Here is a 22180-nt window from a genome sequence, read left to right on the forward strand (position 1 = left end):
GGCAACAAACAGGGAATTCAATGATACCCCGGCAGATTTGCCGGCGTAATCTTTCAGATAATGAAATTTAAAAATTACGTTTTCATATTGTGGTAATAGAAATCCGGGCGCCGACCTGGTCAGCGCCCGATGTTTACGTCTTGGGCGGTGACCGGTGCAGGTGCACATCGAGCTGTGGAAATGCGATCTCGATACCCGCGTCACGGAAATGCCGGTCGATACTGTGGTTCAGCGCGTCGGTTACCGGGATCCGGTCCTCCATGTGGGCCACGAACACACGCAGATCGAAATCGAGGGTGCTGGCACCGAAGGTGCGGAAGTAGGCGTCGGGCTCGGGATCCTTGAGGACCAAAGGGTGCTCCTTGGCGATCTCGACCAGCAGCTGCTTGACTTGCTCCGTATCGCTGCCGTAGGCGACACCGACCTGCAGCACGATGCGGGTGGTGGCGTCGGTCAGGGACCAGTTGATCAGGCGTTCGGTGATAAAGGTCTTGTTGGGAATCACCACCTCCTTGCGATCCCAGTCGATCAGTGTGGTGGCGCGGATCTGGATCTGCGATACGCGGCCGGTGACATCACCGATGGTGACGGTGTCACCGATGCGGATCGGCTTCTCGAACAGCAGGATCAGGCCGGAGACGAAGTTGGCGACGATCTCCTGCAACCCGAAGCCCAGCCCCACACCCAGCGCGGCGACCAGCCACTGCAGTTTGTTCCACTCCAGTCCGAACTGACTGATACCGGCCATGACGCCGACCAGGATCAGAATATATTTGAGCAGGGTGGTGACGGCGAAGCCGGTGCCGGGTGAAAGCTTGAGATGGCGCAGGACCAGCAGCTCGAGCAGTCCCGGCAGGTTATAGGCGGCGAGCAGGCTGACCGCCAGGATGATCAGGCCGGTGATGAGATCGCTCAGCGTGATCGCGCGCAGCACCTCACCGGCAGCGGTGGTCTGGTAGGTGCTCCATAGAGGGATACGTTCCAGGATCTGCAGCGTGGGCAGGAAGTCGCCCAGGGTCAGCCATATCAGCAGTGCCAGCAGTGCGATGGCGGTCAGTTTGTTCAGCGTACGGGCCTGATCCGATATGGTTTTCAGGTCAATATAGTCCTCTTTCGGTTGCGGCAGATCCTCCTCCTCGGGGTTGCTGCGGGCCGCGATCTGTTCCGCGCGGCGCTCCTGAGCCTGCTTGAAAGCGATACGTCGCTCTTCGATCAGCAACCAGCGCCGGCCGAGCCGATAGAGCATGAATACCAGCGCGACCTGAATCACCAGCAGGGTCAGGATCAGCATCAAGAACAGCGCCCCGAGCAGGTAGCCATAGATACCCAAGCCGAACATGACCAGATTGAAGGCGAGCATGCCGCCGATCCAAAGGCGTGAGTCGGTCCACCAGCTGGGATGTTCGGTCAGGCGATTGAACTCGTTGTTGATCTTCCACATCACCCACCAGAAACGCAGCAGAATCAGGGTCAGCAGCAGGAACAGCAGGCGCCCGCCCGAGGCCAGCAGGTCCGCTTGTTCGACACCGTCGCTGATAAACAGGCCAGCCAGCAGCGGCAGCGTTACCCAGCCCAGCAGGCTTATCTCGCGACGCAGGACGCGGCACAGACGCTCAGGTATCTCCAGGTGAGCACAGAGCAGGCCATGGGGCGTGCGCAGCCAGCCCAGGGCGCAGAGGTCGACGAAGGCGATGGCGGCCAAGGCGTAGAGCAGCGAGGTGATGGTGTCATACAGCGGATGCGCGGTATTCAGCGAATATTGCAGCAGGAGTGCGAAGGTCGGCAGAGGTGTGGCGATCAGCGGAGCCGCCACGAGCAGGCGGAAAGTGCGCGAGAAGCGGTCCTGTGACACCTTGCCGATCTGCTGGTGCCAGCGTTGACGGTGCTTGCGCAGATACCTCGATAGGCTCAGTGCCGCCGCGGCGAGCAACAGGGGAAGGCCGATCAGCGGCAGGCGAGAGTGGCTTGGAACCAGCAGCGGTTGGGCCGCGTTCAACTGCTGCCAGCGCTGCTGTAGATGGGTAAAACCGCTTTGCAGATCGTTAAACCAGTCGCTATCGAGCGGTTCCACCGTGGGCAGCCAGAGCAGGTGTTGTTCGATCAGTGTGCGCGCCTGCTCTGTCTGGTCGTTGATCTGTTGTTGGGTGCTGAGAATCTGCGAGCGCACATTGATCAGCTGCTGGCGACTCTGCCGCAGCTGTTCCAGCAGACGTTGACGGCTGTCGATCAGGTCGCGGTAGCGCTGCTGATCGATGGCGTCCAGCGCCAATACCTGGTCCGGTAGACTGTTTTTACGCTGCTGCAGCTCGAAAAGCTCACGATCGCCGCTTAAATTGGCCAGCCGCAGCTGGTTTATCTCGGTCAGACTGGTGGTGGTGTCCAGCGGCCGGGTCAGCTGGCGGGACAGGTGGCGAAGTTCGGCACTGAGTTGGGGGATATCCAGTTCCAGCTGCTGCTGAATCAGTTGTGACTGCTGGTTGATCTTCTCCAGCTGGCCGTTCAGGTTTTTCAACCGTAGATGGCTGCTGTCGATATGCCGCAGCAGTCGGCTCAACTGTTCATTGCTGTCGCGGTTCAGCTGGCGCAGCTGTGCCAGTGGCGTCGGCAGGGCTTCAGAGTCTGGCTCGAGTTCCGCTAGCGACTGCTCCAGCTCAAGGCGACGGCGGTCAAGCAGTGTTCGCTGTACCTCGTCGATATTGGTGGATAGCCGGTCGATCTTGCGCCGGGTTTGGCTCAGCCTCAGCAGGTTCAGTTCCAGCTCGCCTGGCAGCGCCAGCAGCTCCAGTTCAAGCGCCTTGATTCTGGCGGTTTGCTCTTCGGCCAGAACTTCATTCAGGTCTTGGCGGGCGCTCAGCAGCTCCTCGGTACCCTCCACTTCGGGCAGGGCGACCTGCTCCACCGGATTCTGTTTGAGTCGGGTCAGTTGGGTTCGTAGATCGATCATCTGCGCATCGTTTCGGCCGATCGCCTCAGACAGCTGATCCCGGCGCTGCTCCAGTTCCACCAGCTCGCTTCTGGCTTGGGTCAGTTGCTGCTCCAGTTGCTCGTTAGAGTCGGTCGAGGCTACCGGGTTGGGCTCCTCCGGGAGGGGGGAGTCGAGTGCCTGACGCAGGTCGGCCAGGCGTTCGGGTTGTTGCTCGATCTGGTCATTCAACTGCTGCGTATGCTCACGCAGCTTGGACAGGTTCTCCAGAGCACTTTGCGTCTGCTGATACACTTCGCGCAGCGCCTGGGTCGCGGGACTGGTATCCTCTGGCTTGAGCTTGTCGAGCTGCTGGGTCAGCGATGCCGGTGTCGGCAGTGCAGCGTACAGTGGTTGCGTCAGCAATACTGTGCACAGGAGCAGTCCGATGAGGCTGAGACGTATCGAGTAGGCGAGTGAGGGTCGATGCATGGACGGAGTCCGGTCCCGATTCAGGTCATTGACTCTATATTGTCGTTAACAGAGCGCCGATAGGAAAGCAGGATTGAATCAATACAGCCAGTTGGTAGCCGCAGATCAACCGGGTTTTACCGCCGCCCAGGTGCGTGAACTCTTAGCGCCCCAATTCAGTCATGATTGGCAGCGCTCGCAACCCTTCGACGCTTATCTGCGTTGCTACGGTCTGCAATCACTGGTGGACGACAGCCAGTTCAGCATCGCGCGGCTGAGCGTATGCGAAGCCGAACTGGTCGTCCAGCGTTACCGTCAGCGGGGAACGAGCCGGGGAACGGTGCTACTGGTTCATGGCTACATGGATCATGCCGGGCTGACCCGGCCGCTGGCAGAGTTCCTGTTTCAGCAGGGCTGGGATCTGGTGCTGTACGACCTGCCGGGTCATGGCTTGTCCAACGGCGCTCCCCATGCGGTGGATGACTTTTTCCACTACGCCGACCAGTTGGCCGAACTGATACGCCAGTTGCTGCCCGGATTGCAGCTGCCATTGACGTTGATTGGACACAGCACCGGTGGTGCGATCATCACCACCATGCTGCTACGGGAGGCGGACAGTGAGCGCTGGCCACTGACACGCCCGGTGTTGCTGGCACCCTTGTTGAGACCCACCCACTGGCAGAGTATCAGGCGCAAGTATCGCTGGCTCAGGCCTTGGTTGCGGCGTGTGCGCCGGGTCTATCAGCACAACTCCCATGACCGTGACTTTATGACCTTCATCCGTCGTCGTGATCCCCTGCAGCACCCCTGGATTCCGGTACGCTGGATCGGCGCGATGCTGGTGTGGATCGGCTGGATCGAGCAGCAGGCACCCAGCCCACTACAGCCGCTGATCATCCAGGGTACGGAGGATAGAACGGTGGAGTGGCAATATAATCTGGGGGAGTTGCGCCGGCTGTTTCCGCAGGGGGAGCAGTATCTGGTTGAGAGTGCACGGCACAATCTGATCAATGAAGCGAGGCGCTGGCGCAGCCAGGTTTTCAGCCGGGTGCTGCAGTTGCTGGAGCGGGAGTGCGACGAGTCGAGGCGCGTGCCCTAACCGGGGTTGAATAAAGTAAACGCCCGCTCGCGGATGCGAGACGGGCGTTCAGAGGCAAAGCGTTGTGGCTTAGAACAGGCGGCGGCAGCGGATGGTGCCTTCGATCTGGCTCAGCTTCTCCAGCGCCACGTCGGAATAATCCGCATCCACATCGATGACCACGTAACCAACCTTGTCGTTGGTCTGCAGATACTGACCGGAGATGTTGATGTTGTTTTCGGAGAACACGTTGTTGATCTTCGATAGTACGCCGGGGACGTTCTCGTGTACGTGCAGCAGGCGGTGAGCGTTGGGATGCTCCGGCAGTGCCACTTCCGGGAAGTTGACGGAGGTGATGGAGGAGCCGTTGTCGCTGTACTTGACCAGCTTCTCGGCCACTTCATAGCCGATGTTTTCCTGCGCCTCCATGGTGGAACCGCCCACGTGCGGGGTCAGGATCACATTGTCGAACTCGCGCAGCGGGCTGATGAACTCGTCATCGTTGGTGCGCGGCTCTACCGGGAACACATCCACAGCAGCGCCGAGCAGTTTGCCGCTGGCCAGTGCGCTGCAAAGGGCATCGATCTCGACCACGGTACCGCGGGCGGCATTGATGAAGATGGCGCCCTGCTTGATCTGCTCGAACTGGACCTGGCTCATCATGTTCTTGGTGGCCGGGGTTTCCGGCACGTGCAGGGAGATCACATCGCACATGCCGAGCAGTTCCGCCATCGACGCGACCTGAGTGGCATTGCCCAGCGGCAGCTTGGTGACCACATCGTAGAAGTAGACCTGCATCCCCAGTCCTTCGGCCAGTACGCTGAGCTGGGAGCCGATGCTGCCGTAACCGACGATACCCAGCTTCTTGCCGCGGATCTCGTAGGCGTTTTTGGCGCTCTTCTGCCACTCGCCGCGATGCGCCTTGGCGTTTTTCTCTGCCACACCGCGCAGCAGGATGATCGCTTCCGCCAGCACCAGTTCGGCGACGGAACGGGTGTTGGAGTAGGGCGCGTTGAACACCGCGATACCGGCGCGGGTGGCTGCACTCAGATCCACCTGGTTGGTACCGATACAGAAGCAACCGACGGCGACCAGTTTTTCCGCGGCTTCGAACACTTTTTCGGTCAGCTGGGTGCGGGAGCGGATGCCGATGAAATGCACATCGCGGATGCGCTCGATCAGCTCCTCTTCCGGCAGCGAACCGGTATGGAATTCGATGTTGGTGTAGCCCTGGGCATTCAGCGTATCGACCGCCGACTGGTGCACGCCCTCCAGCAGCAGGATCTTGATCTTGCTCTTCTCGAGGGATGTGGGTTTGCTCATCATCTGCAACGGGTTCCTAACTTTCGCCGAGCATGTCGGCCGGTGGTAAGAAAGTGACGCATTCTAGCATACCGCTCGGGTTTTGGGCGTTGGCCAAAAGGCTGAGTAGCGGAAAAATTCTCAGCTCGAGTTGAGCGGGATTGGAGCAGCCGCCGGTCGAGACGACCGGCGGCGACAGGGATCAGCTGTAGAAGCAGAGATAGGCGGTCGGCTTGGTGACTTTCAGGTCGAAAGACTGCTCAGCGGCGATGCTGAACTCGGTGCCGGCCGGGAAGGACTCCCATTCGTTGCTGCCCGGCAGACGAACCACCAACTCACCGCAGGTGACTTTCATCAACTCGTTCTGGCTGGTGCCAAAGGTGTATTCGCCGGGCGCCATGACGCCGGAGGTGACGGGGCCATCCGGGCCTTCGAATGCGATCGACATTACCTTGCCGTCGAAATACTCGTTAACGCTCAGCATATACGCTCTCTCCGCAAAAAAGGAGCATCATAGTGACATCTTGTGTTGCTGTCATGTGCCCAGACGCGATTGCTCACTGGCCGCGTGCTCGAGCAGAAAGTCGACGAAGGCGCGGTTGGCGCGCGACAGGTAGCCATCCCGTCGCCAGGCGATGGAGAGGTCGAGCCAGACCGGTTCCGAGAACGGCCGTGCAACCAGATCCGCATCCTCGGCGATCACCATCGCCAGCAGCGTGGTGATGGCAAACCCATGGCGCACGATCTGTTTGATCAGCGGCAGCAGGTTGGTTTCGAAGCCGATCTGCAACGGGTAGTTGGATTCCTGCGCCAGCCGATCCAGTACCTCGCGGTGAAAATAGCCCTGCTTGAACACCACCAGATCCTCCTTGAAAAAGTCGCCGTAGGCGATACTGGCCTGACCGGCCAGCGGATGGTCCAAGGGCATCACCGCGGTCATCTGGTCGCGCAGGAAGGACCGGGTTTCCAGGTCGTCGGGCGGAGTATTGCTGACGATGACGCCGAGATCGATCTCACCCTCCGAGATCATCTGCTGGATCTTGCGTGCGCCGGACTCCACCACCGTCAGCTGCAGCTTGGGGTAGCGGTGGCGAAATGCCATCAGGATCGGCGGGAAGTAGTAGGAGCCGAGCATGCTGGGGATGCCGATGCGCACTTCACCGCTATCCAGGCCCTGGAGTTCGCGCATCTCCAGCTCCGCATCCTCGGTGGCCTGGATGATGCGGCGGGCGTGGTCCAGCAGGATGCGGCCCTCGTCGGTCAGTTCGATGCCACGGTCGCGACGGTGGAACAGGCTCAACGCCAGGCTTTCCTCCAGCTTGCGGATCGCCATGCTTACCGCGGGCTGAGCCACGTGCAGGCGGCGCGCGGCGGCGGTGAAGCCATTCTCGTCGACAACGGCGAGGAAGTAGCGCAGGGCACGAATCTCGATCATAAGTAGTCCTTATTAATTAGATAAGGATTATATATTTTAATGATTATAGCCCCGGCGCTACTCTTTGCGCAGCGAAACTGATCGAAGAGGGGCTTGCGATGATCGAACTGGGTAATCCGGCGTTCCGGCGCGCGACACTGGCACTTTGCCTGGGCTCTTTCATGATCTTCGCCAATGTCTATCTGACGCAGCCTCTGCTACCCATGCTGGCCGAGGATTTCGGCGTTTCGCCGCTACTGGCGGGCTGGAGTTTCACGGTTACCACACTGATGCTGGGACTGTCGCTGCTGGTTTATGGTCCGTTGTCCGATGCTCTGGGGCGGCGCTCGATCATGCTGATAACCATGACCGGTGCCGCGTTGACCACTCTGGCCCTGGCGCTGGTACGGGAATACCAGGCACTGTTGCTGCTGCGCGCGCTGCAGGGGATCTTTCTCGGTGGTCTGCCGGCGGTGGCCATCGCCTATATGGGTGACGAGTTCAGCAAGCGTGCCGTCGCCGTCGCCGTGGGGCTCTATATCAGCGGTAACAGCCTGGGCGGTATCGGCGGCCGACTGATCGGCGGTTTTGTCGGTGAGTGGCTGGGCTGGAGCAACGCCTTTCTGGTAATGAGTGGCATCAGCCTGGTGTGCCTGCTGGCATTTGCGCTGTTGCTGCCGCCCTCGCAGCACTTTAGCGCCAGGCCGGTGCGGCCGCGGCAGATGCTGGCGGATCTGCTCCATCATCTGCGCAATCCGGTGTTGTTGACGGTGTATATCATCGGCGGGCTGAACTTCTTTATCTTCATCAACCAGTACAGCTATATCACCTTCGTGCTGTCGGACGCGCCGTATGGTCTGTCACCGGCGCTGCTGGGCCTGCTGTTTCTGACCTACCTGACCGGTACCATAGGCTCGACCATAGCGGGACGCGTTGCACTGCACCTGGGCCAGCCCCGCTGTATGGCGCTGGGGATTCTGATCCTGATGACCGGCTCGCTGGTGACGCTGCTTCCGGGCTTGCCCGCCATTGTGCTGGGCCTGCTGATCAACAGTTTCGGCTTCTTCTTTGCCCACTCCAGCGCCAGCAGCTGGGTCAGCCACAATGCCGGCCGGGCCAAGGCGAGCGCCTCGTCTCTGTACCTGGTGTTTTACTACTTGGGTGCCAGCAGCGGTGGTTTCTATCTGCACCCGTTCTGGAGTGCGGCCGGTTGGTCCGGCGTGGTGGCGGGTTCACTGTTGGTCTTCGGGCTGACCCTCGGTTGTGCGCTCTGGTTGGCACGGCAATCCAGTCCGGCACTGGCTGCGTCCTGACGCCGGGGCTATGATGCGATCAGGTGAAAAACATAGAGTCTGAAGGGAGCGGTTATGGGGTATCAGCATAAGATGGCAGACGGTTCGGCGATCGCCCTGCCGGTGGGCAAGGTGGTGTGCATCGGGCGTAACTATGCCGAGCACGCGCGCGAGCTGAACAATGAGGTGCCGAGCGAACCGCTGCTGTTCATGAAACCGTCCAGTGCGCTGAGCCCAATGGAGGAGCCGGTCCGGGTGCCGCGCGATATGGGCAGTGTCCACTTTGAGACCGAACTGGCGGTGCTGATCGGCGAACGCCTGAGCCATGTCGATGAGCAGGCGGCCCAGCATGCGATCGCCGGTATTGGCCTGGGGCTGGATCTGACCCTGCGTGATGTGCAGGACAAGCTCAAGGCCAAGGGACATCCCTGGGAGCGGGCCAAGGCGTTCGACGGTGCCTGTCCGCTATCCGCCTTTCTGACCCCGGCCAGTGTCGGCGACCTGACTGATGTTGAGCTGCGCCTGAGCGTCAACGACCAGGTGCGCCAGCAGGGTAACAGTGCGCAGATGCTGACGCCGATCCTCACGCTAATCAGCTACATCAGCCAATGGTTCACCCTTGAGCCCGGCGACGTAGTGCTGACCGGCACGCCCGCGGGTGTTGGTGCGCTGCAGCCTGGGGATAAGTTGCGCGTGGAGATCGTCGATCTGTTGCGGGTGGACACCTGCGCCGAATAATCCACAGCTGTTGCTGGTGTCTGCTTTGTCTGCCACTCGGTGCTGTGGCAGCCGAGCGCTGGCAACAGCCGGACTATATTCTCGACAGTCTGGTCGAGGTTGGTCTGCGCGCCGAACATGGTCCCGACCCGCTGATCCTGCGTAAGTGGCGTCAGCCGCTTCGGGTCTACATCGAACACCGGGTTGCCGAGCGGTCGCTGCATGAGCAGCTGGTCGATGCCCACCTGACTCAGTTGGCGCAGATCACCGGTCACTCGATTCAACGGGTTGGTTCCAGAGCCGATGCCAACGTGGAGCTATTGCTGCTGCGCCAGCAGGATCTGTTATCGGCCTGGCAGAGCAGAACCGAAGGCGAGCGGATTCCCGAGGGTACGCTGTGTCTGGCGAAAATCTGGGCCAGGGGGGGTGAAATCCGGCGGGCACTGGTGGCGATCCCTGTCGACCAGGCCAGCCAGCATGGCAAGCTGGTCAGCTGTATCGTCGAGGAGCTGACCCAGATCCTTGGGCTGCCCAACGATTCTGAAAAGGTCTTCCCATCCGTTTTCAACGACCGCTCCACCGACCAGTTGCTCAGCGGCCTGGACCTGGTGCTGCTGAAACTGCTGTATGACGCCCGGCTGCAACCGGGGATGGGGCCTGAGCAGGTACGCCAGATTGGCATGCGCGTCATCCGGGAGTTGGCAGCGGATGGGGTGATCGCCGATGCCGCCCGGCAGGTGCGCGAGGGCGAACTCTACCGGATGCTCGGCTATGGCGGTTGATTAGCCGGTGCAGCTGTGGAACAGGTCCAGCTCGGGTTTGTATAGCGCGGTGTTCACCGACATCAGCCCCAGTACCGAGTGGAACAGGTTGTCGTGACTGTAGGCCTGGTGACGCTGCCGGGCCAGACACTCCCGGTCGAGCCGCAGGCCCTGGCTCAGGCTATCGGATAGCCAGACCACCATCGGCACATGTTTCTGCTGCTCCGGTGCAATCAGGTAGGGTACGCCGTGCAGAAATACGCCGGATTCGCCCAGCGACTCGCCGTGGTCCGACATATAGATCAACGCGGTATCGTATTCGTTCTGCACCTGCTGAAGCAGGTCGATGGTTTGGGCCAGGAAATGATCGGTGTACAGAATGGTGTTGTCATAGGCGTTGACGATGCGATTGGTGTCGCAGCTCTGCAGTTCGGCGCTATTACAGACCGGGGTAAAACGGGCGAACGCGTCGGGGTAGCGCTTGTAATAGGCCGGACCGTGGCTGCCTTTCTGGTGCAACACGACCACCCGGTCATGCGGTTTATCTGAGGTCAGCTCCAGGCCACGCAACATCTCCATATCGAAGCATTCGCCGTTATCGCACTTCGCGTCCTGAGTCGACTCGTAAGGAATGCGGTCGCAGGCACCCTTGCAGCCGGAGTTGTTGTCGCGCCAGAGGGTCTCGATACCGGCATGGGTGAGCACGTCCATCAGCCCCTCGGTATAGCGCGCGCTGTCGCCGTCATACTCATCCCGGCCCTGTGCGGAGAACATGCAGGGTACCGATTCGGCGGTGCTGGTGCCGCAGGACCAGACGTTGTCGAAGAAGAGTATGTTTTTCTGGCTCAACTCCGGGTTGGTCAAACGTCCGTATCCGTTCAGAGAGAAGTTCTCTACCCGGGCGGTCTCGCCGACCACGATGATCGTCAGGCGGGGGCGCTCGTCCGCGGCGTGGGTTACCCGGGCATCCGTACCGACAGTGCGCAAGGCATGGTCGCTCTGTGCGTAGGCACCGCTCAGGGTGCGCACACCGTAGTAGAGGTAGTTGGTCGGCACGATCAGGTGGCGCACCTCGCGGTGGTTGCGAAACAGTGAGGCGAAACTCGGATACTGCAGCAGCAACAGGACACCAATCAGCGCCAGGCTCAGGACGCTGCTGAGGCCGCGCATCTTCAGTGTCCGCCACCAACCCTCAGGGCGCAGGGAGAGATGCCCGACCAGCAGCGCCGGCAGCAGGCCGAATATCAGCATCCAGCCAATCAGCCCTGGCGTCATCAGCTCCCGGACCTCGGCCGGATCGGTTTCCAGCGCATTTTGCACCATGGTCTTGTCGATCATCACGCCGTAGGCATTCATGTAGTAGCTGATACCGGCGGCGCTGAGCAGAATCACGATCGCCAGGGGACGCATCAGCACGCGCGGTACCAATAGGGTCAGCAGCAGATTGAGTACGGCGACGAAAAGCAGGAACAGCGCGACAAGAAAACCCACTCCCGCCAGCCCTTCGGCCTGGGGCTGAGACGCAACCATCCGCCAGAGGGGAAGGTTGTACGCGCCGATCAGCAGTGTCGACAGCGCCAGGGTGAATTGTAATACGTTGAGTTTGAACTGTTTGACAGGTAAGCGGAATGGCATCGGGTACTCCGCGTAAAGGACGCTATTACCAAGTTGCCTAGGCTAGGGCACAAAACTTAAACCTTTCTTAACTGTCTTGATTGCATGGCAGCGTGGGATGCCGTCATTCTGAATGGCATACTGGGCGTTTTCGGCCGGGACGCGGTTAAGCGAGTAAGGAGAGAGCATGCTTTGGGTCAAGATGCTGCATATTTTGGCAATGACCAGCTGGATGGCAGGAATTTTCTACCTGCCGCGTATATTCGTACATTACGTCGAGGGGCGCGCGGCGGGGCAGGATGTGACCCGACTGGAGATCATGGCGCGCAAACTGTACGGCTTCATGACCATCATGGCGCTGTTTACGTTGGGCTTTGGGCTGTGGCTCTGGCTGGGATATGGCTTCAGCGGCGGCTGGCTGCATGCCAAACTGCTGTTCGTGCTCCTGCTGATCGGCTACCACCTCTGGTGTCGGGCCTATCTGCAGCAGATGCAGCGGGGGGAGTTGCGTCAAAGCGGACGCTATTTCCGCCTCTACAACGAGTTGCCGCTGCTGATCTTTGTACCGATCCTGATCTTCGTGGTGGTAAAACCCTTTTAGTTGAGGAGGGGCGGCTCAAAGACGGTTGATACGCGCTTCCAGACGGTCGACCGCGTCCCGCAGCTCATCCACCTCGTCGAGGTAGATGTCGATCTCGACGCGGGTCGGTAGCAGACGGGCCTCCTCCTGCAGATACTCCTGAGTATTGAGCACCAGTGAGCGGGCGCTGTCGCGGCCATAGCCGCCCAGCGCGCGCAGGAGTCGAGCCGCCTCGTGCCCGGCGGTATCGCCGAGCAGATTGCCGAGCCAGGCTTCCCAGTCGATCCGGGTATCGGCGAGGATGTTCTGCAACCGGTGGGCGAGTGCCGCATCGCCACGCAGCTCCACACCCCTGCCGAACAGTACCTCGTTACCGGCAATCGGCAGGCGACCCAGCGACAGCGCATCTCCGCTCAGGGTCACGTCCGGCTCACCGGCGAACTGACCGAGCAGATCGATCCCCTCCGAGTGTGGCAGCAGGTACAGCGTGAACGCCGGCAGGCTGGCCTCAATGGCCACCACCTTGCCTCCCAGTTCGCCCAGTCGATCCAGAGTTACAGGATCCTGTGCCAGTATCCGATTCAGGCTCTGCTCGGCAACGGCGACCAGGCTGGCACTGAACATCTGCAACGGCATGGCGGGCCTCCCGGTGGTTAGAGACGGTATCAGGGCTTGATTCCGGTGTGCAGGGCGACGACCCCGCCGGTCATGTTCTGGTAGCGGCAGTTGACGAAGCCGGCATCGGTCATCATCTGCTTCAGTGTCTCCTGGTCTGGGTGCATGCGGATCGACTCGGCCAGGTAACGGTAGCTCTCGGCGTCATTGGCGATCAGCTTGCCCATCTGCGGCAGGATGTTGAACGAGTAGAAGTCGTAAGCCTTGGTCAGCAACGGGTTGTCGGTCTTGGAAAACTCCAGCACCATCAGTTTGCCGCCAGGCTTGAGGACACGCTGCATCGAGCGCAGGGCACTATCCTTGTCGGTGACGTTGCGCAGGCCGAAGGCGATGGTAATGATGTCGAAGCTGTTGTCGGCAAAGGGCAGGCACTCGGCATTGGCCTGCACATACTCGATATTGCCGGCGGCGCCAGCGTTGATCAGCTTGTCACGGCCGACCTTGAGCATGGAGTCGTTGATATCGGCCAGCACCACCTTGCCGGTGGGGCCGACGATGCGGGAGAACTTCTTGGTCAGATCACCGGTGCCGCCGGCGATATCGAGGATCTGCATGCCCGCCCGGGCACCGCTCTGCTCGATGGTCAGACGTTTCCACAGGCGGTGGACGCCACCGGACATCAGGTCGTTCATCAGGTCGTATTTGCCGGCCACGGAGTGGAATACATCGGCGACCCGCTTAACCTTCTCATCGACGGGTACTTCCTGATAGCCGAAATGGGTGGTGTCCTGCTTCTTCTCGCTCATCGTCCGCTCAATTGCCAGGTGGAAAGTTGCTGCATTGTAGCGCCCGTCATGGGCACTTGTCTTGAGTCGCCTCAAGCGGGAGGCCGATCAACCGCGTGCGATCAGCCCGTCGTCACGGCTTTTGCCGGCGTCTTCCAGCTGCTTGAGGTAATTGTCCCAGTAGCTGGCCTGGTTGTGCGCCAGATCGTGCAGATACTCCCAAGTATAGAGACCGGAATCGTGGCCGTCGTCGAAGATGATCTTCAGCGCGTAGTTGCCGGCGGGCTCGACCCCCTTGATCCCGACATGCTTTTTGCCGTGCTGCAGCACGCCCTGGCCGATGCCGTGGCCACGTACCTCCGCGGAGGGCGAGTGGACGCGCAGGAACTCGGCGGTCAGCTCGAACTCGCCGTCGTTATAGACCAGTTCCAGCGTGCGGGACTTCAGGTGCAGGCGGATATCGCGTGGCAGTGGAACCTCAATCATGCTGAGCTCCTTGATAGAGCGGCGCACCGGATCTGTCGATCGGTGCGCCGGTGACCGGAGTTAGAGAATATAGTGGCTCAGGTCCTCATCTCGGCTGACATCGCCGAGCTGGGAGTCTACATAGGCCTTGTCGATGTTGATTCGCTCGCCGCTGCGGTCGGCGGCCGAGTAGGAGAGATCTTCGAGCAGGCGTTCCATCATGGTATGCAGGCGGCGGGCGCCGATATTCTCGGTGGTTTCGTTGACTTGGAACGCCAGCTCCGCCAGGCGGGCGATGCCATCTTCGCTGAACTCGATATTCACCCCTTCGGTGGCCAGCAGCGCGCGGTACTGTTCGGTCAGCGAGGCCTTGGGCTCGGTCAGGATGCGACGGAAATCCTCCGGCGTCAGCGCCTGCAGCTCGACCCGGATCGGCAGCCGGCCCTGCAGCTCGGGGATCAGGTCGGACGGCCGCGCCAGGTGGAAGGCGCCGGAGGCGATGAACAGGATATGGTCGGTACGCACCATGCCGTATTTGGTGCTGACGGTGCAGCCCTCGATCAGCGGCAGCAGGTCGCGCTGCACCCCCTCGCGGGAGACGTCGGCACCGCCGCTGTCGGCGCGCTTGCACACCTTGTCGATCTCGTCTAGGAACACAATGCCGTTCTGTTCGACGCGTTCGACCGCCTGCTGTTTGATCTCCTCCTCCTTGACCAGGCCCGCGGCCTCCTCGTCGGTAAGGAGTTTGAACGCCTCTTTCACCTTGATCCGGCGGCTCTGTTTGCGCCCCTGGCCCAGGTTGGAGAACAGGTTCTGCAGCTGACTGGTCATCTCCTCCATGCCCGGCGGCGACATGATCTCGACGCCGACCTGGGGCTGGGCCACCTCGATCTCGATCTCCTTGTCGTCCAGCTGCCCTTCACGCAGCTTTTTGCGGAAGATCTGGCGGGTGGCGGAGTCGGTCTTGCTCGGTGCGTCACTGTCGAAACCAGTGGAGCGGGCCTGGGGCAGCAGGGCGTCGAGAATGCGCTCCTCGGCCAGCTCTTCGGCACGGAAACGGTGCTTCTCCATCGCCTGCTCGCGCACCATCTTCAGCGACATCTCCACCAGGTCGCGGATGATGGTCTCTACATCGCGGCCAACGTAACCCACTTCGGTAAACTTGGTCGCTTCCACCTTGATGAAGGGGGCATTGGCCAGCTTAGCCAGGCGGCGGGCGATCTCGGTCTTGCCGACCCCGGTGGGGCCGATCATCAGGATGTTTTTCGGTGTTACTTCGGCGCGCAGCTCCTCGTCGAGCTGCATCCGACGCCAGCGGTTGCGCAGGGCGATGGCCACCGAGCGTTTGGCCTCGTCCTGGCCGACGATGTGGCGGTTCAGCTCGGATACGATTTCGCGTGGGGTCATGTTGGACATGGATATCTCCTCAGCTGGCCGCTTCGAGCTGTTCGATGGTCAGATTGTCATTGGTGAAGACGCAGATGCCGGCAGCGATATGCAGGCTCTTCTCCACTATGTCGCGGGCGCTGAGGTCGGTGTTGTCGACCAGGGCGCGGGCCGAGGCCAGCGCGTAGTTACCGCCGGAACCGATGGCGATAACACCGTCTTCCGGTTCGATGATGTCGCCGCTGCCGGAGATCAGGAAGGTCTTGTCCTTGTTGGCCACCAGCATCAGCGCTTCCAGGCGGCGCAGCACACGGTCGGAACGCCATTCGCGAGCGAGCTGGATAACGGCGGTGAGGATGTTGCCCTGGTGCTTGTCCAGCTGCTGCTCGAACAGGTCGCGCAGGGTAATGGCGTCGGCAGTGCTGCCCGCGAAACCGGTAATGACCTGATGCTTGGCCAGTACATTTACCTTGCGTGCGCTGCCTTTCATTACGGTGTTACCGAGCGAGACCTGGCCGTCGCCGCCGACGACGACCTGATTGCCGCGGCGAACAGAAACGATGGTTGTCATGACAGAGGATTCCCTGTTTTGCGTTGAATACAGGGGATATGGATGCACGGTGGGTTATTTCAAGGGGGGATGGCGGAATTCGCGCGGTCGCGGCCGGAGATACGCTCAGTCGGCGCGTATCTCCAGCGGGTGGATATTCAACGTATACAGCTTGTTGGTGGCCTGGTTGACCTCGGCGCGGGTGTTGAACGGACCGGTACGGACACGGTACCAGATGCCGTTGCTGCCTTCGGTGCGACTGGTGGCGACGTTGGGCAGTCCGGCCAAGATCATCTGCGCACGCATCTGCTCGGCATCGTCGGCGTTGCGGAACGAGCCGGCCTGCAACAGGATCCTGCTCTCAAGCTTGGCGGTTTTCGGCGTCGATTTGTAGGCCGATACCTCCGGTGTCTCCACCGTGCTTTTCGGCAGCATCTTGTAGAACTCGAAGCGCTCACCATTGTTTTCGCTGGTGTTGCCGGTTTCGGCGCTTGGCTTCGGCTCAGGCTTGGCGGCCGGTTTGGTCGCAGCGGGCTTGTCGACCTTGGCGACCGGGGCGGCCAGCGGAGCTTTCGCTGCCGGTGCGCCGCCCGGGGTCTGGATCAGCAGGTAGATCAACACAGCCAGGCCGCCGAGCGCGATCAGCGAGATCAGCGCCAGCCCCCAGGGGCGTCGCGGCGGCGGGGGCGGCTGCTTGCGCGGCGGCGCCTTGCGACTTGCGGAGTTGCTGGAGCGGCGTTTCTGTGCGTAGTCCTGTCGAGCCATGGTGGTTTACATCTGCTCCGGTGCGCTGACGCCGAGCAGGGTCAGGCCGTTGGCCAGCACCTGGCGTACGGCCACGCTGAGGGTCAGTCGGGCGTTACGCAGTTCGGCGTCGTCGATCAGCATCTTGTGCGCGTTGTAGTAGGTGTGAAAGTCCCCGGCCAGGTCGCGCAGGTAGTTCGCCAGCAGGTGTGGCTCGTAATTGAGCGCCGCACTCTGTAGCAGCTCCGGATACTTGCCCAGCGTGGTGACCAGATCCTTCTCCGCTTCGGTATCGAGGCGGGTCAGGTTCTTCAGGCCGGCATCCTGTATCCAGGCCATGCCCTGCTCCTCGAGCTTGCGCAGTACCGAGCAGACGCGGGCGTGGGCGTACTGGATGTAGTACACCGGGTTGTCCTTGGACTCGGACTTGGCCAGATCCAGGTCAAAGTCCATGTGCTGGTCCGCCTTGCGGGTGACATAGAAGAAGCGGCAGGCGTCGGCGCCCACCTCTTCGCGCAGTTCACGCAGGGTGACGAAGGAGCCGGAACGGGTGGACATCTGCACCCGCTCGCCGCCACGGTAGAGGATCGCGAACTGCACCAGCTTGACCACCAGCCGCTCCGGGTCGTAACCCAGCGCCTGGATCGCCGCCTTGACGCGGGTGATATAGCCGTGGTGATCGGCACCCCAGATATTCACCACCTGATCGAAGCCCCGCTCGAACTTGTTCATGTGGTAGGCGATATCGGAGGCGAAGTAGGTGGTCTGGCCATTGGCTCGCTTGACCACGCGATCCTTGTCGTCGCCGAACTCGGTGGAGCGGAACCAGAGATTGCCCTCCTTCTCGTACAGATGGCCCTTCTCCTGCAGTGACTGCAGCGCCTTGTCCACGTCGCCGTTGCTGGTCAGCGAACGCTCGGAGAACCAGACCTGGTAGTCGGCACCGAACTCGCCCAGATCCTCGCGGATATCGCTGAGAATGGAGTCGAGGCCGGCATCGAACACCAGCGTGTAGTCCTCGCCAAGCATTGTCTGGGCGCGCTCGATCAGGGCGTCGATATGCAGCTCCTTGTCACCGCCAGCCGGCTCATCCGGGGTGATGTCGGCATACAGTTCGGCAACCGGGCGCGCGAAGCGGTCGCCGTAGCTCTTGTTCAGATCATGCGCGATATCGCGGATATAGTGGCCCTGGTAGCCGTTGGCCGGGAAGGCTAGCTCGCCATCGAGCAGCTCCAGGTAGCGCAGCCAGACACTGACCGCAAGGATGTTCATCTGCCGGCCGGCGTCGTTGACGTAGTACTCACGCTCCACTTGTACACCGGCGGCCTCGAGCAGGTCGGAGACGGTGGCGCCGTAGGCCGCACCGCGGCCGTGACCGACGTGCAGCGGGCCGGTTGGGTTAGCGGAGACGAACTCGACCTGGACTCGCGGGCCGGAGTGCTGCGCGGCGCGGCCGAACTGCTCGCGCTGCTCAAGGATCTGGCCGATCACGGCGTAGGCGGAAGCCTGGGTGATAAAGAAGTTGATGAAGCCGGGCCCGGCGATTTCGGTCTTGTCGAGGCTGTCCGATGCAGGCAGGGCGGCACAGAGCTTCTGGGCCAGCTCGCGGGGGTTGCAGCGCGCCGGTTTGGCCAGGGTCAGGGCAATATTGCTGGCGAAGTCGCCGTGCGCCTTGTCGCGGGTGTTTTCGACCATGATATTGGGCTGAACATCCCCTGGCAGAGTGCCATCGGCGATCAGTGTCTTGAGCGCAGTGTCAATCAGCTGTGCGATTTGTTCTTTCATCAACGTACCCTGAAGGGTGAGTGTGGTTTCGGGCCCTGCGAGCGGCGAAGCTCGGCGTAAATGCTGAAGCCTGCAAGCCAGAATGACGGCCCCGGAAAACCGGGCATTATATCGCCCGTAGGCGGGGGAATGCCAATCGGATTCTGCGGCGATCGAGTGTCATGGTTGGCTTCAATAGTTGTCGATCGGGTCCACATCGAGTACCCAGCGCACACGACGGCCCTGCGGATGTTGCTGGGCCTGGAGAATCAGGGCGTCCAGCCAGGCATGCAGAGCGCTGCGCTGACCTGCGGTGATCAGCAGCTGAGCGCGGAACAGTCCCCCTCGTTTCTCCATTGGCGCCGGAAAGGGGCCGATCAACTGCACCCCCTCGGGAAGCTTGTGCTGCTCGCGGACCTGCTGGCCCAGCTCGCGCAGAAACTGTTCCGCCCAGCCCTGGCGGGTCGCTTCACCGCGCAGCAGGGCGTGATAGGTGAAGGGGGGCAGGGCCGCGGCGCGGCGTAGCCGCAGCTCCTGTCCGGCAAAACTGAGGTAGTTGCTGCCGATCAGGGTTTGCAGCATCGGGTGCTCGGCGTGCAGTGTCTGCAGTACCACCTCGCCGGGGTGTTCGGCGCGACCGGCGCGGCCCGCCACCTGCAATATCAGCTGGGCGGTACGCTCCATACCGCGGAAATCGGCGCTGAACAGGCCGGCATCGGCATCGAGGATGGCGACCAGGGTAACCCGTGGGAAGTGGTGGCCCTTGGCCAGCATCTGGGTGCCGATCAGGATACAGGGCTCACCGCTGTGGACCTGGTGCATGATCTTTTCCAGCGCCGCCTTGCGCGTGGTGCTGTCGCGGTCGACCCGCAATACCGGGGTGTCAGGGAAGTGACGTTTCAGCGCGTCCTCGGCGCGCTCGGTGCCGATGCCGAGTGGTCGCAATTCGCTGCTGCCGCAGTGCAGGCAGGCGCGAGGGATGGGGGTCTGGCGGTCGCAGTGGTGGCAGTGCAGGTGCGGTGGCGTGCGGTGTAGTGTCATGTGCGCGTCGCAGCGGGTGCAGTCGACGATCGTGGCGCACTGGTTACAGATCAGCGAGGGCGAAAAGCCGCGCCGATTCAGAAACAACATGACCTGGGTGCCGGCGGCGAGATGCTGGTGCATGCGCCGGATCAGCTCGTCCGACAGTCCGGCATCAAGTGGTTGCTGGCGGATGTCGAGCAGTTCAAACCGGGGCGCCGTGGCGTTGCCGGCACGCCGGGTCAGGTTGAGCTGCTGGTAACGCCCGCTGTGCGCGTTATGCAGCGTCTCGAGTGCCGGCGTCGCGCTGCCCAGGATAATCGGAATCTGCTCGCGGTTGGCCCGGACCACGGCCAGATCGCGGGCGTGGTAGCGGAAGCCGTCCTGCTGTTTGAACGAGCTGTCATGTTCCTCGTCGACGATGATCAGGCCGGGATTTTGTAATGGGGTGAAGATTGCTGAGCGCGTACCGATGATGATGCGCGCACTGCCCCGGCGTGCGTGCAACCAGGTATCCAGGCGCTCTCGGTCGGTCAGGTTGGAGTGAAGCGCATGCACGGGAACGCGAAAGCGGCTGCGAAAGCGTGCCAGTGTTTGTGGTGTCAGCCCGATCTCCGGCACCAGCACCAGGGCCTGCTTGCCGGCGTTGAGTGTCTGCTCAATCGCCTGTAGATAGATCTCGGTCTTGCCCGACCCGGTAACGCCATATAAAAGGAAGGGGGTAAAGCCTTGGGCGGATGTGATCCTCTCCATCGCGGCTGCCTGTTCATCGTGCAGTGTCAGCTTCGGTTCGCGTAGCACCTGATCGACAGGTATCGTTGCTGAATCGGCGGGTCGGTTCTGGAACGCCTCGGCCAGCTGTTTCTCCGCCAATGTTTTCAGCAGCGGCGTATGTCCGCCCTCGGCGCGGATTGCATCGGGACTGATGCCCTTAGGGTGTTCGAGCAGGATCTGCAGCAGTTCGCGCTGGCGATGGGCTGTGCTGCTGAGTCTGGCTGTTTCGGCTCCTGGAATGGCGCGCCACAGAGTGGCGTGGGCGAATTCGGCCGCTCGGCCCTGGCGCAGCAGAACCGGTAGCAGCTGGATCAAGGCGTCGCCGAGCGGGTGTTGGTAGTAGCGGGCCGCCCATTGTCCCAGTTCGAACAGGGTTGGATCTACGACCGGCTCGAGATCAAGTATTTCATGTACGGGCTTGAGCTTGGCTAGCGGCAGGTCGCTCTGCTCAGGAGTGTCGACGATGAGGCCGATCATCTCACGGGCGCCAAACGGCACGCGAACCCGGCAGCCTCTGCGCGGCGGGGTGCTCAGACTGCTCAGTGGCAGTTGGTAGTCGAACAGCCGGTGTAGCGGCGTGGGCAGGGCGATGCGCAGTATCACGTGGCGGGTTCCAATCTGGCAGGAGGATCGCAGCGCCCTAGTCTAAGTAAGTTTGCCGGTTGATTAAACTCCCGTAATATCTTGCGAGGACCGGAAGGCGTACGTATAATGCGCCGCCTTATCCTTTGTGATGCAGAATAAGCTACAGAGCAGCCATGTCGCTACGACGCTGTTTCTGTCGATCGTGCGGTGCCCGGCGCTGTCTGTCCAATTGGAGATGGGGCGTGACGGGGTGGCGGCACATTAAACAACGAATCGAGGTTTGACATGAAAGCTGGTATCCATCCCGAATACACTGATATCAAGGTTACCTGTTCCTGCGGTAACGTGATGAACACCCGCTCTACCCTGGGTGAAGCAGAGATGCTGGTCGACGTTTGCAGCCAGTGCCACCCGTTCTACACCGGTAAGCAGAAAGAAGCGACCTCCGGTGGCCGCGTAGACCGCTTCAACAAGCGTTTCGGCGCGCGCTCACTGAAGAAGTAATTCGATCAGCCATGCTGCTGATACTGAGAAAGGCACTCCATCGGGGTGCCTTTTTTATTGTCTTTTCATTACTGTCGCCGCTTGTCCTGGCGGAGTGCGTATTGCCGTCCGTCGAGCGCAGGGTGGCGGTCGCCAGTGTGGTCGATGGCGATACATTGCGCCTGGTCGATGGCAATGCGGTGCGCCTGATCGGCGTGAATACGCCGGAGATCGGCCGCGACGGCCGGCCGGATCAGCCCGGTGCTCGAGAGGCTTACCGGATGCTCGACCGCTGGGTTCAGGGGCGGATGCTGGGGGTGGTCGAGGGTGAAGAGCCCAGGGATCGCTATGGTCGATTACTGGCGTACCTCTCGTTGGACGGAGAGGTGTTGTCGGAGCGTCTGGTTCGGGAAGGGATGGGTTACGCTATCGCGATTCCGCCGAACCTGCGCTTGAGCGATTGCCTGTTCGAAGCGGAAAAGCTGGCGAGGATGCGGCGGCTGGGGCTTTGGCGTGATGATCCGGTGCGTTCTGCTGCATCGGTCGATAGCGTTGGGTTTGCTCTGATTGCAGGCGAATTGAGCAAACTGGACTTTACCCGAAAGGCTCTATATCTCGAGGTTGACGACCATTTGGTGCTCAGGATCGATCGTGACCTGATCGGCGACAATGCCGAAACCTGGCTGCGGACTCTGCTGCATCGGAGAGTCGAGGTGCGGGGCTGGGTCGTGGATCGAGGGCGCAATCTCAAGCCAGGTCGAAAGCGCTGGTTGATCGTGGTCAGCGATCTTCGTCATATGAAACTGATCGGCGAGTGACGCGCAGGGGTCTGCGGTTGTCGCTTATATCGCCTTTCTATATGATGCAAGCTCTCCATA

The 22180-nt window shown here is 61.2% G+C and carries 20 protein-coding genes; 7 read left to right on the forward strand and 13 right to left on the reverse strand.

What is annotated here, in order from left to right:
- Nucleotides 1-133: 133 nt before the first annotated feature.
- Nucleotides 134-3394 carry a mechanosensitive ion channel domain-containing protein gene (locus IEX40_RS12820; RefSeq protein WP_188748884.1) on the reverse strand — a complete coding sequence of 1087 codons (3261 nt, stop codon included), beginning with the start codon at nt 3392-3394 and terminating at the stop codon, nt 134-136.
- 73 nt (nt 3395-3467) lie between these two features.
- Here IEX40_RS12820 and IEX40_RS12825 point away from each other — a divergent pair, with 73 nt between their 5' ends.
- Nucleotides 3468-4472, forward strand: coding sequence for an alpha/beta hydrolase (locus IEX40_RS12825; protein WP_188748886.1), 1005 nt, complete (start codon nt 3468-3470; stop codon nt 4470-4472).
- 69 nt (nt 4473-4541) lie between these two features.
- Here IEX40_RS12825 and serA read toward each other — a convergent pair whose 3' ends face one another.
- The 3 genes from serA to IEX40_RS12840 all read right to left on the reverse strand — a co-directional run bounded on the left by serA (nt 4542) and on the right by IEX40_RS12840 (nt 7185).
- Nucleotides 4542-5774 carry a phosphoglycerate dehydrogenase gene (gene serA, locus IEX40_RS12830; RefSeq protein WP_188749397.1) on the reverse strand — a complete coding sequence of 411 codons (1233 nt, stop codon included), beginning with the start codon at nt 5772-5774 and terminating at the stop codon, nt 4542-4544.
- A 181-nt stretch (nt 5775-5955) separates the two neighbouring features.
- The gene (gene ppnP / locus IEX40_RS12835; RefSeq protein ID WP_188748888.1) at nt 5956-6237 is read right to left on the reverse strand and encodes a pyrimidine/purine nucleoside phosphorylase; all 282 of its coding nucleotides are present in this window, start codon (nt 6235-6237) and stop codon (nt 5956-5958) included.
- A gap of 51 nt (nt 6238-6288) precedes the next feature.
- Nucleotides 6289-7185 (reverse strand): LysR family transcriptional regulator, encoded by an 897-nt coding sequence (locus tag IEX40_RS12840; protein WP_188749399.1) that lies wholly within the window; start codon nt 7183-7185, stop codon nt 6289-6291.
- Nucleotides 7186-7286: 101 nt separating this feature from the next.
- On the opposite strand from IEX40_RS12840, the gene IEX40_RS12845 reads away from it, so the two are divergent.
- Genes IEX40_RS12845 through IEX40_RS12855 form a run of 3 tightly spaced genes read left to right on the forward strand, consistent with a single transcriptional unit; the run spans nt 7287 to nt 9958 of the window.
- Nucleotides 7287-8480, forward strand: coding sequence for an MFS transporter (locus tag IEX40_RS12845; protein ID WP_188748889.1), 1194 nt, complete (start codon nt 7287-7289; stop codon nt 8478-8480).
- A 54-nt stretch (nt 8481-8534) separates the two neighbouring features.
- Nucleotides 8535-9197 (forward strand): fumarylacetoacetate hydrolase family protein, encoded by a 663-nt coding sequence (locus IEX40_RS12850; protein WP_188748892.1) that lies wholly within the window; start codon nt 8535-8537, stop codon nt 9195-9197.
- A gap of 44 nt (nt 9198-9241) precedes the next feature.
- The gene (locus tag IEX40_RS12855; protein WP_188748894.1) at nt 9242-9958 is read left to right on the forward strand and encodes a DUF2927 domain-containing protein; all 717 of its coding nucleotides are present in this window, start codon (nt 9242-9244) and stop codon (nt 9956-9958) included.
- Here IEX40_RS12855 and IEX40_RS12860 read toward each other — a convergent pair whose 3' ends face one another.
- On the reverse strand, nt 9959-11572 hold the full coding sequence (locus tag IEX40_RS12860; RefSeq protein ID WP_188748896.1) for a phosphoethanolamine transferase: 1614 nt from the start codon (nt 11570-11572) through the stop codon (nt 9959-9961). It abuts the gene before it with no gap.
- A 166-nt stretch (nt 11573-11738) separates the two neighbouring features.
- On the opposite strand from IEX40_RS12860, the gene IEX40_RS12865 reads away from it, so the two are divergent.
- Nucleotides 11739-12152, forward strand: a complete 414-nt coding sequence (locus IEX40_RS12865) for a CopD family protein (protein WP_188748898.1) — start codon at nt 11739-11741, stop codon at nt 12150-12152.
- Nucleotides 12153-12167: 15 nt separating this feature from the next.
- On the opposite strand, the gene IEX40_RS12870 is transcribed toward IEX40_RS12865, so the two are convergent.
- From IEX40_RS12870 to IEX40_RS12905, 8 genes are all read right to left on the reverse strand, one after another.
- On the reverse strand, nt 12168-12767 hold the full coding sequence (locus IEX40_RS12870; RefSeq protein WP_188748899.1) for a ubiquinone biosynthesis accessory factor UbiJ: 600 nt from the start codon (nt 12765-12767) through the stop codon (nt 12168-12170).
- 29 nt (nt 12768-12796) lie between these two features.
- Nucleotides 12797-13552: a bifunctional demethylmenaquinone methyltransferase/2-methoxy-6-polyprenyl-1,4-benzoquinol methylase UbiE gene (ubiE, locus tag IEX40_RS12875; RefSeq protein WP_188748901.1), complete on the reverse strand. Its 756-nt coding sequence runs from the start codon at nt 13550-13552 to the stop codon at nt 12797-12799.
- Nucleotides 13553-13639: 87 nt separating this feature from the next.
- Nucleotides 13640-14017: a gamma-butyrobetaine hydroxylase family protein gene (locus tag IEX40_RS12880; RefSeq protein ID WP_188748903.1), complete on the reverse strand. Its 378-nt coding sequence runs from the start codon at nt 14015-14017 to the stop codon at nt 13640-13642.
- 60 nt (nt 14018-14077) lie between these two features.
- On the reverse strand, nt 14078-15412 hold the full coding sequence (hslU, locus tag IEX40_RS12885) for an ATP-dependent protease ATPase subunit HslU (protein ID WP_188748905.1): 1335 nt from the start codon (nt 15410-15412) through the stop codon (nt 14078-14080).
- A 10-nt stretch (nt 15413-15422) separates the two neighbouring features.
- A complete protein-coding gene (hslV, locus tag IEX40_RS12890; protein WP_188748906.1) occupies nt 15423-15953 on the reverse strand; it encodes an ATP-dependent protease subunit HslV in 531 nt (176 codons plus the stop codon).
- A gap of 105 nt (nt 15954-16058) precedes the next feature.
- Nucleotides 16059-16697 (reverse strand): SPOR domain-containing protein, encoded by a 639-nt coding sequence (locus IEX40_RS12895; protein ID WP_188748908.1) that lies wholly within the window; start codon nt 16695-16697, stop codon nt 16059-16061.
- 6 nt (nt 16698-16703) lie between these two features.
- Nucleotides 16704-18461: an arginine--tRNA ligase gene (gene argS, locus IEX40_RS12900; protein WP_188748910.1), complete on the reverse strand. Its 1758-nt coding sequence runs from the start codon at nt 18459-18461 to the stop codon at nt 16704-16706.
- A gap of 171 nt (nt 18462-18632) precedes the next feature.
- Nucleotides 18633-20837 carry a primosomal protein N' gene (locus IEX40_RS12905; RefSeq protein ID WP_188748912.1) on the reverse strand — a complete coding sequence of 735 codons (2205 nt, stop codon included), beginning with the start codon at nt 20835-20837 and terminating at the stop codon, nt 18633-18635.
- 267 nt (nt 20838-21104) lie between these two features.
- Here IEX40_RS12905 and rpmE point away from each other — a divergent pair, with 267 nt between their 5' ends.
- Entirely contained in the window at nt 21105-21323 is a 219-nt protein-coding gene (gene rpmE / locus IEX40_RS12910) for a 50S ribosomal protein L31 (protein WP_188748914.1), read from the forward strand.
- A 101-nt stretch (nt 21324-21424) separates the two neighbouring features.
- The gene (locus tag IEX40_RS12915) at nt 21425-22120 is read left to right on the forward strand and encodes a thermonuclease family protein (RefSeq protein WP_188748916.1); all 696 of its coding nucleotides are present in this window, start codon (nt 21425-21427) and stop codon (nt 22118-22120) included.
- Nucleotides 22121-22180: the final 60 nt, after the last annotated feature.

It is taken from the genome of Marinobacterium zhoushanense (assembly GCF_014641945.1).
GTDB lineage: Bacteria > Pseudomonadota > Gammaproteobacteria > Pseudomonadales > Balneatricaceae > Marinobacterium_D > Marinobacterium_D zhoushanense.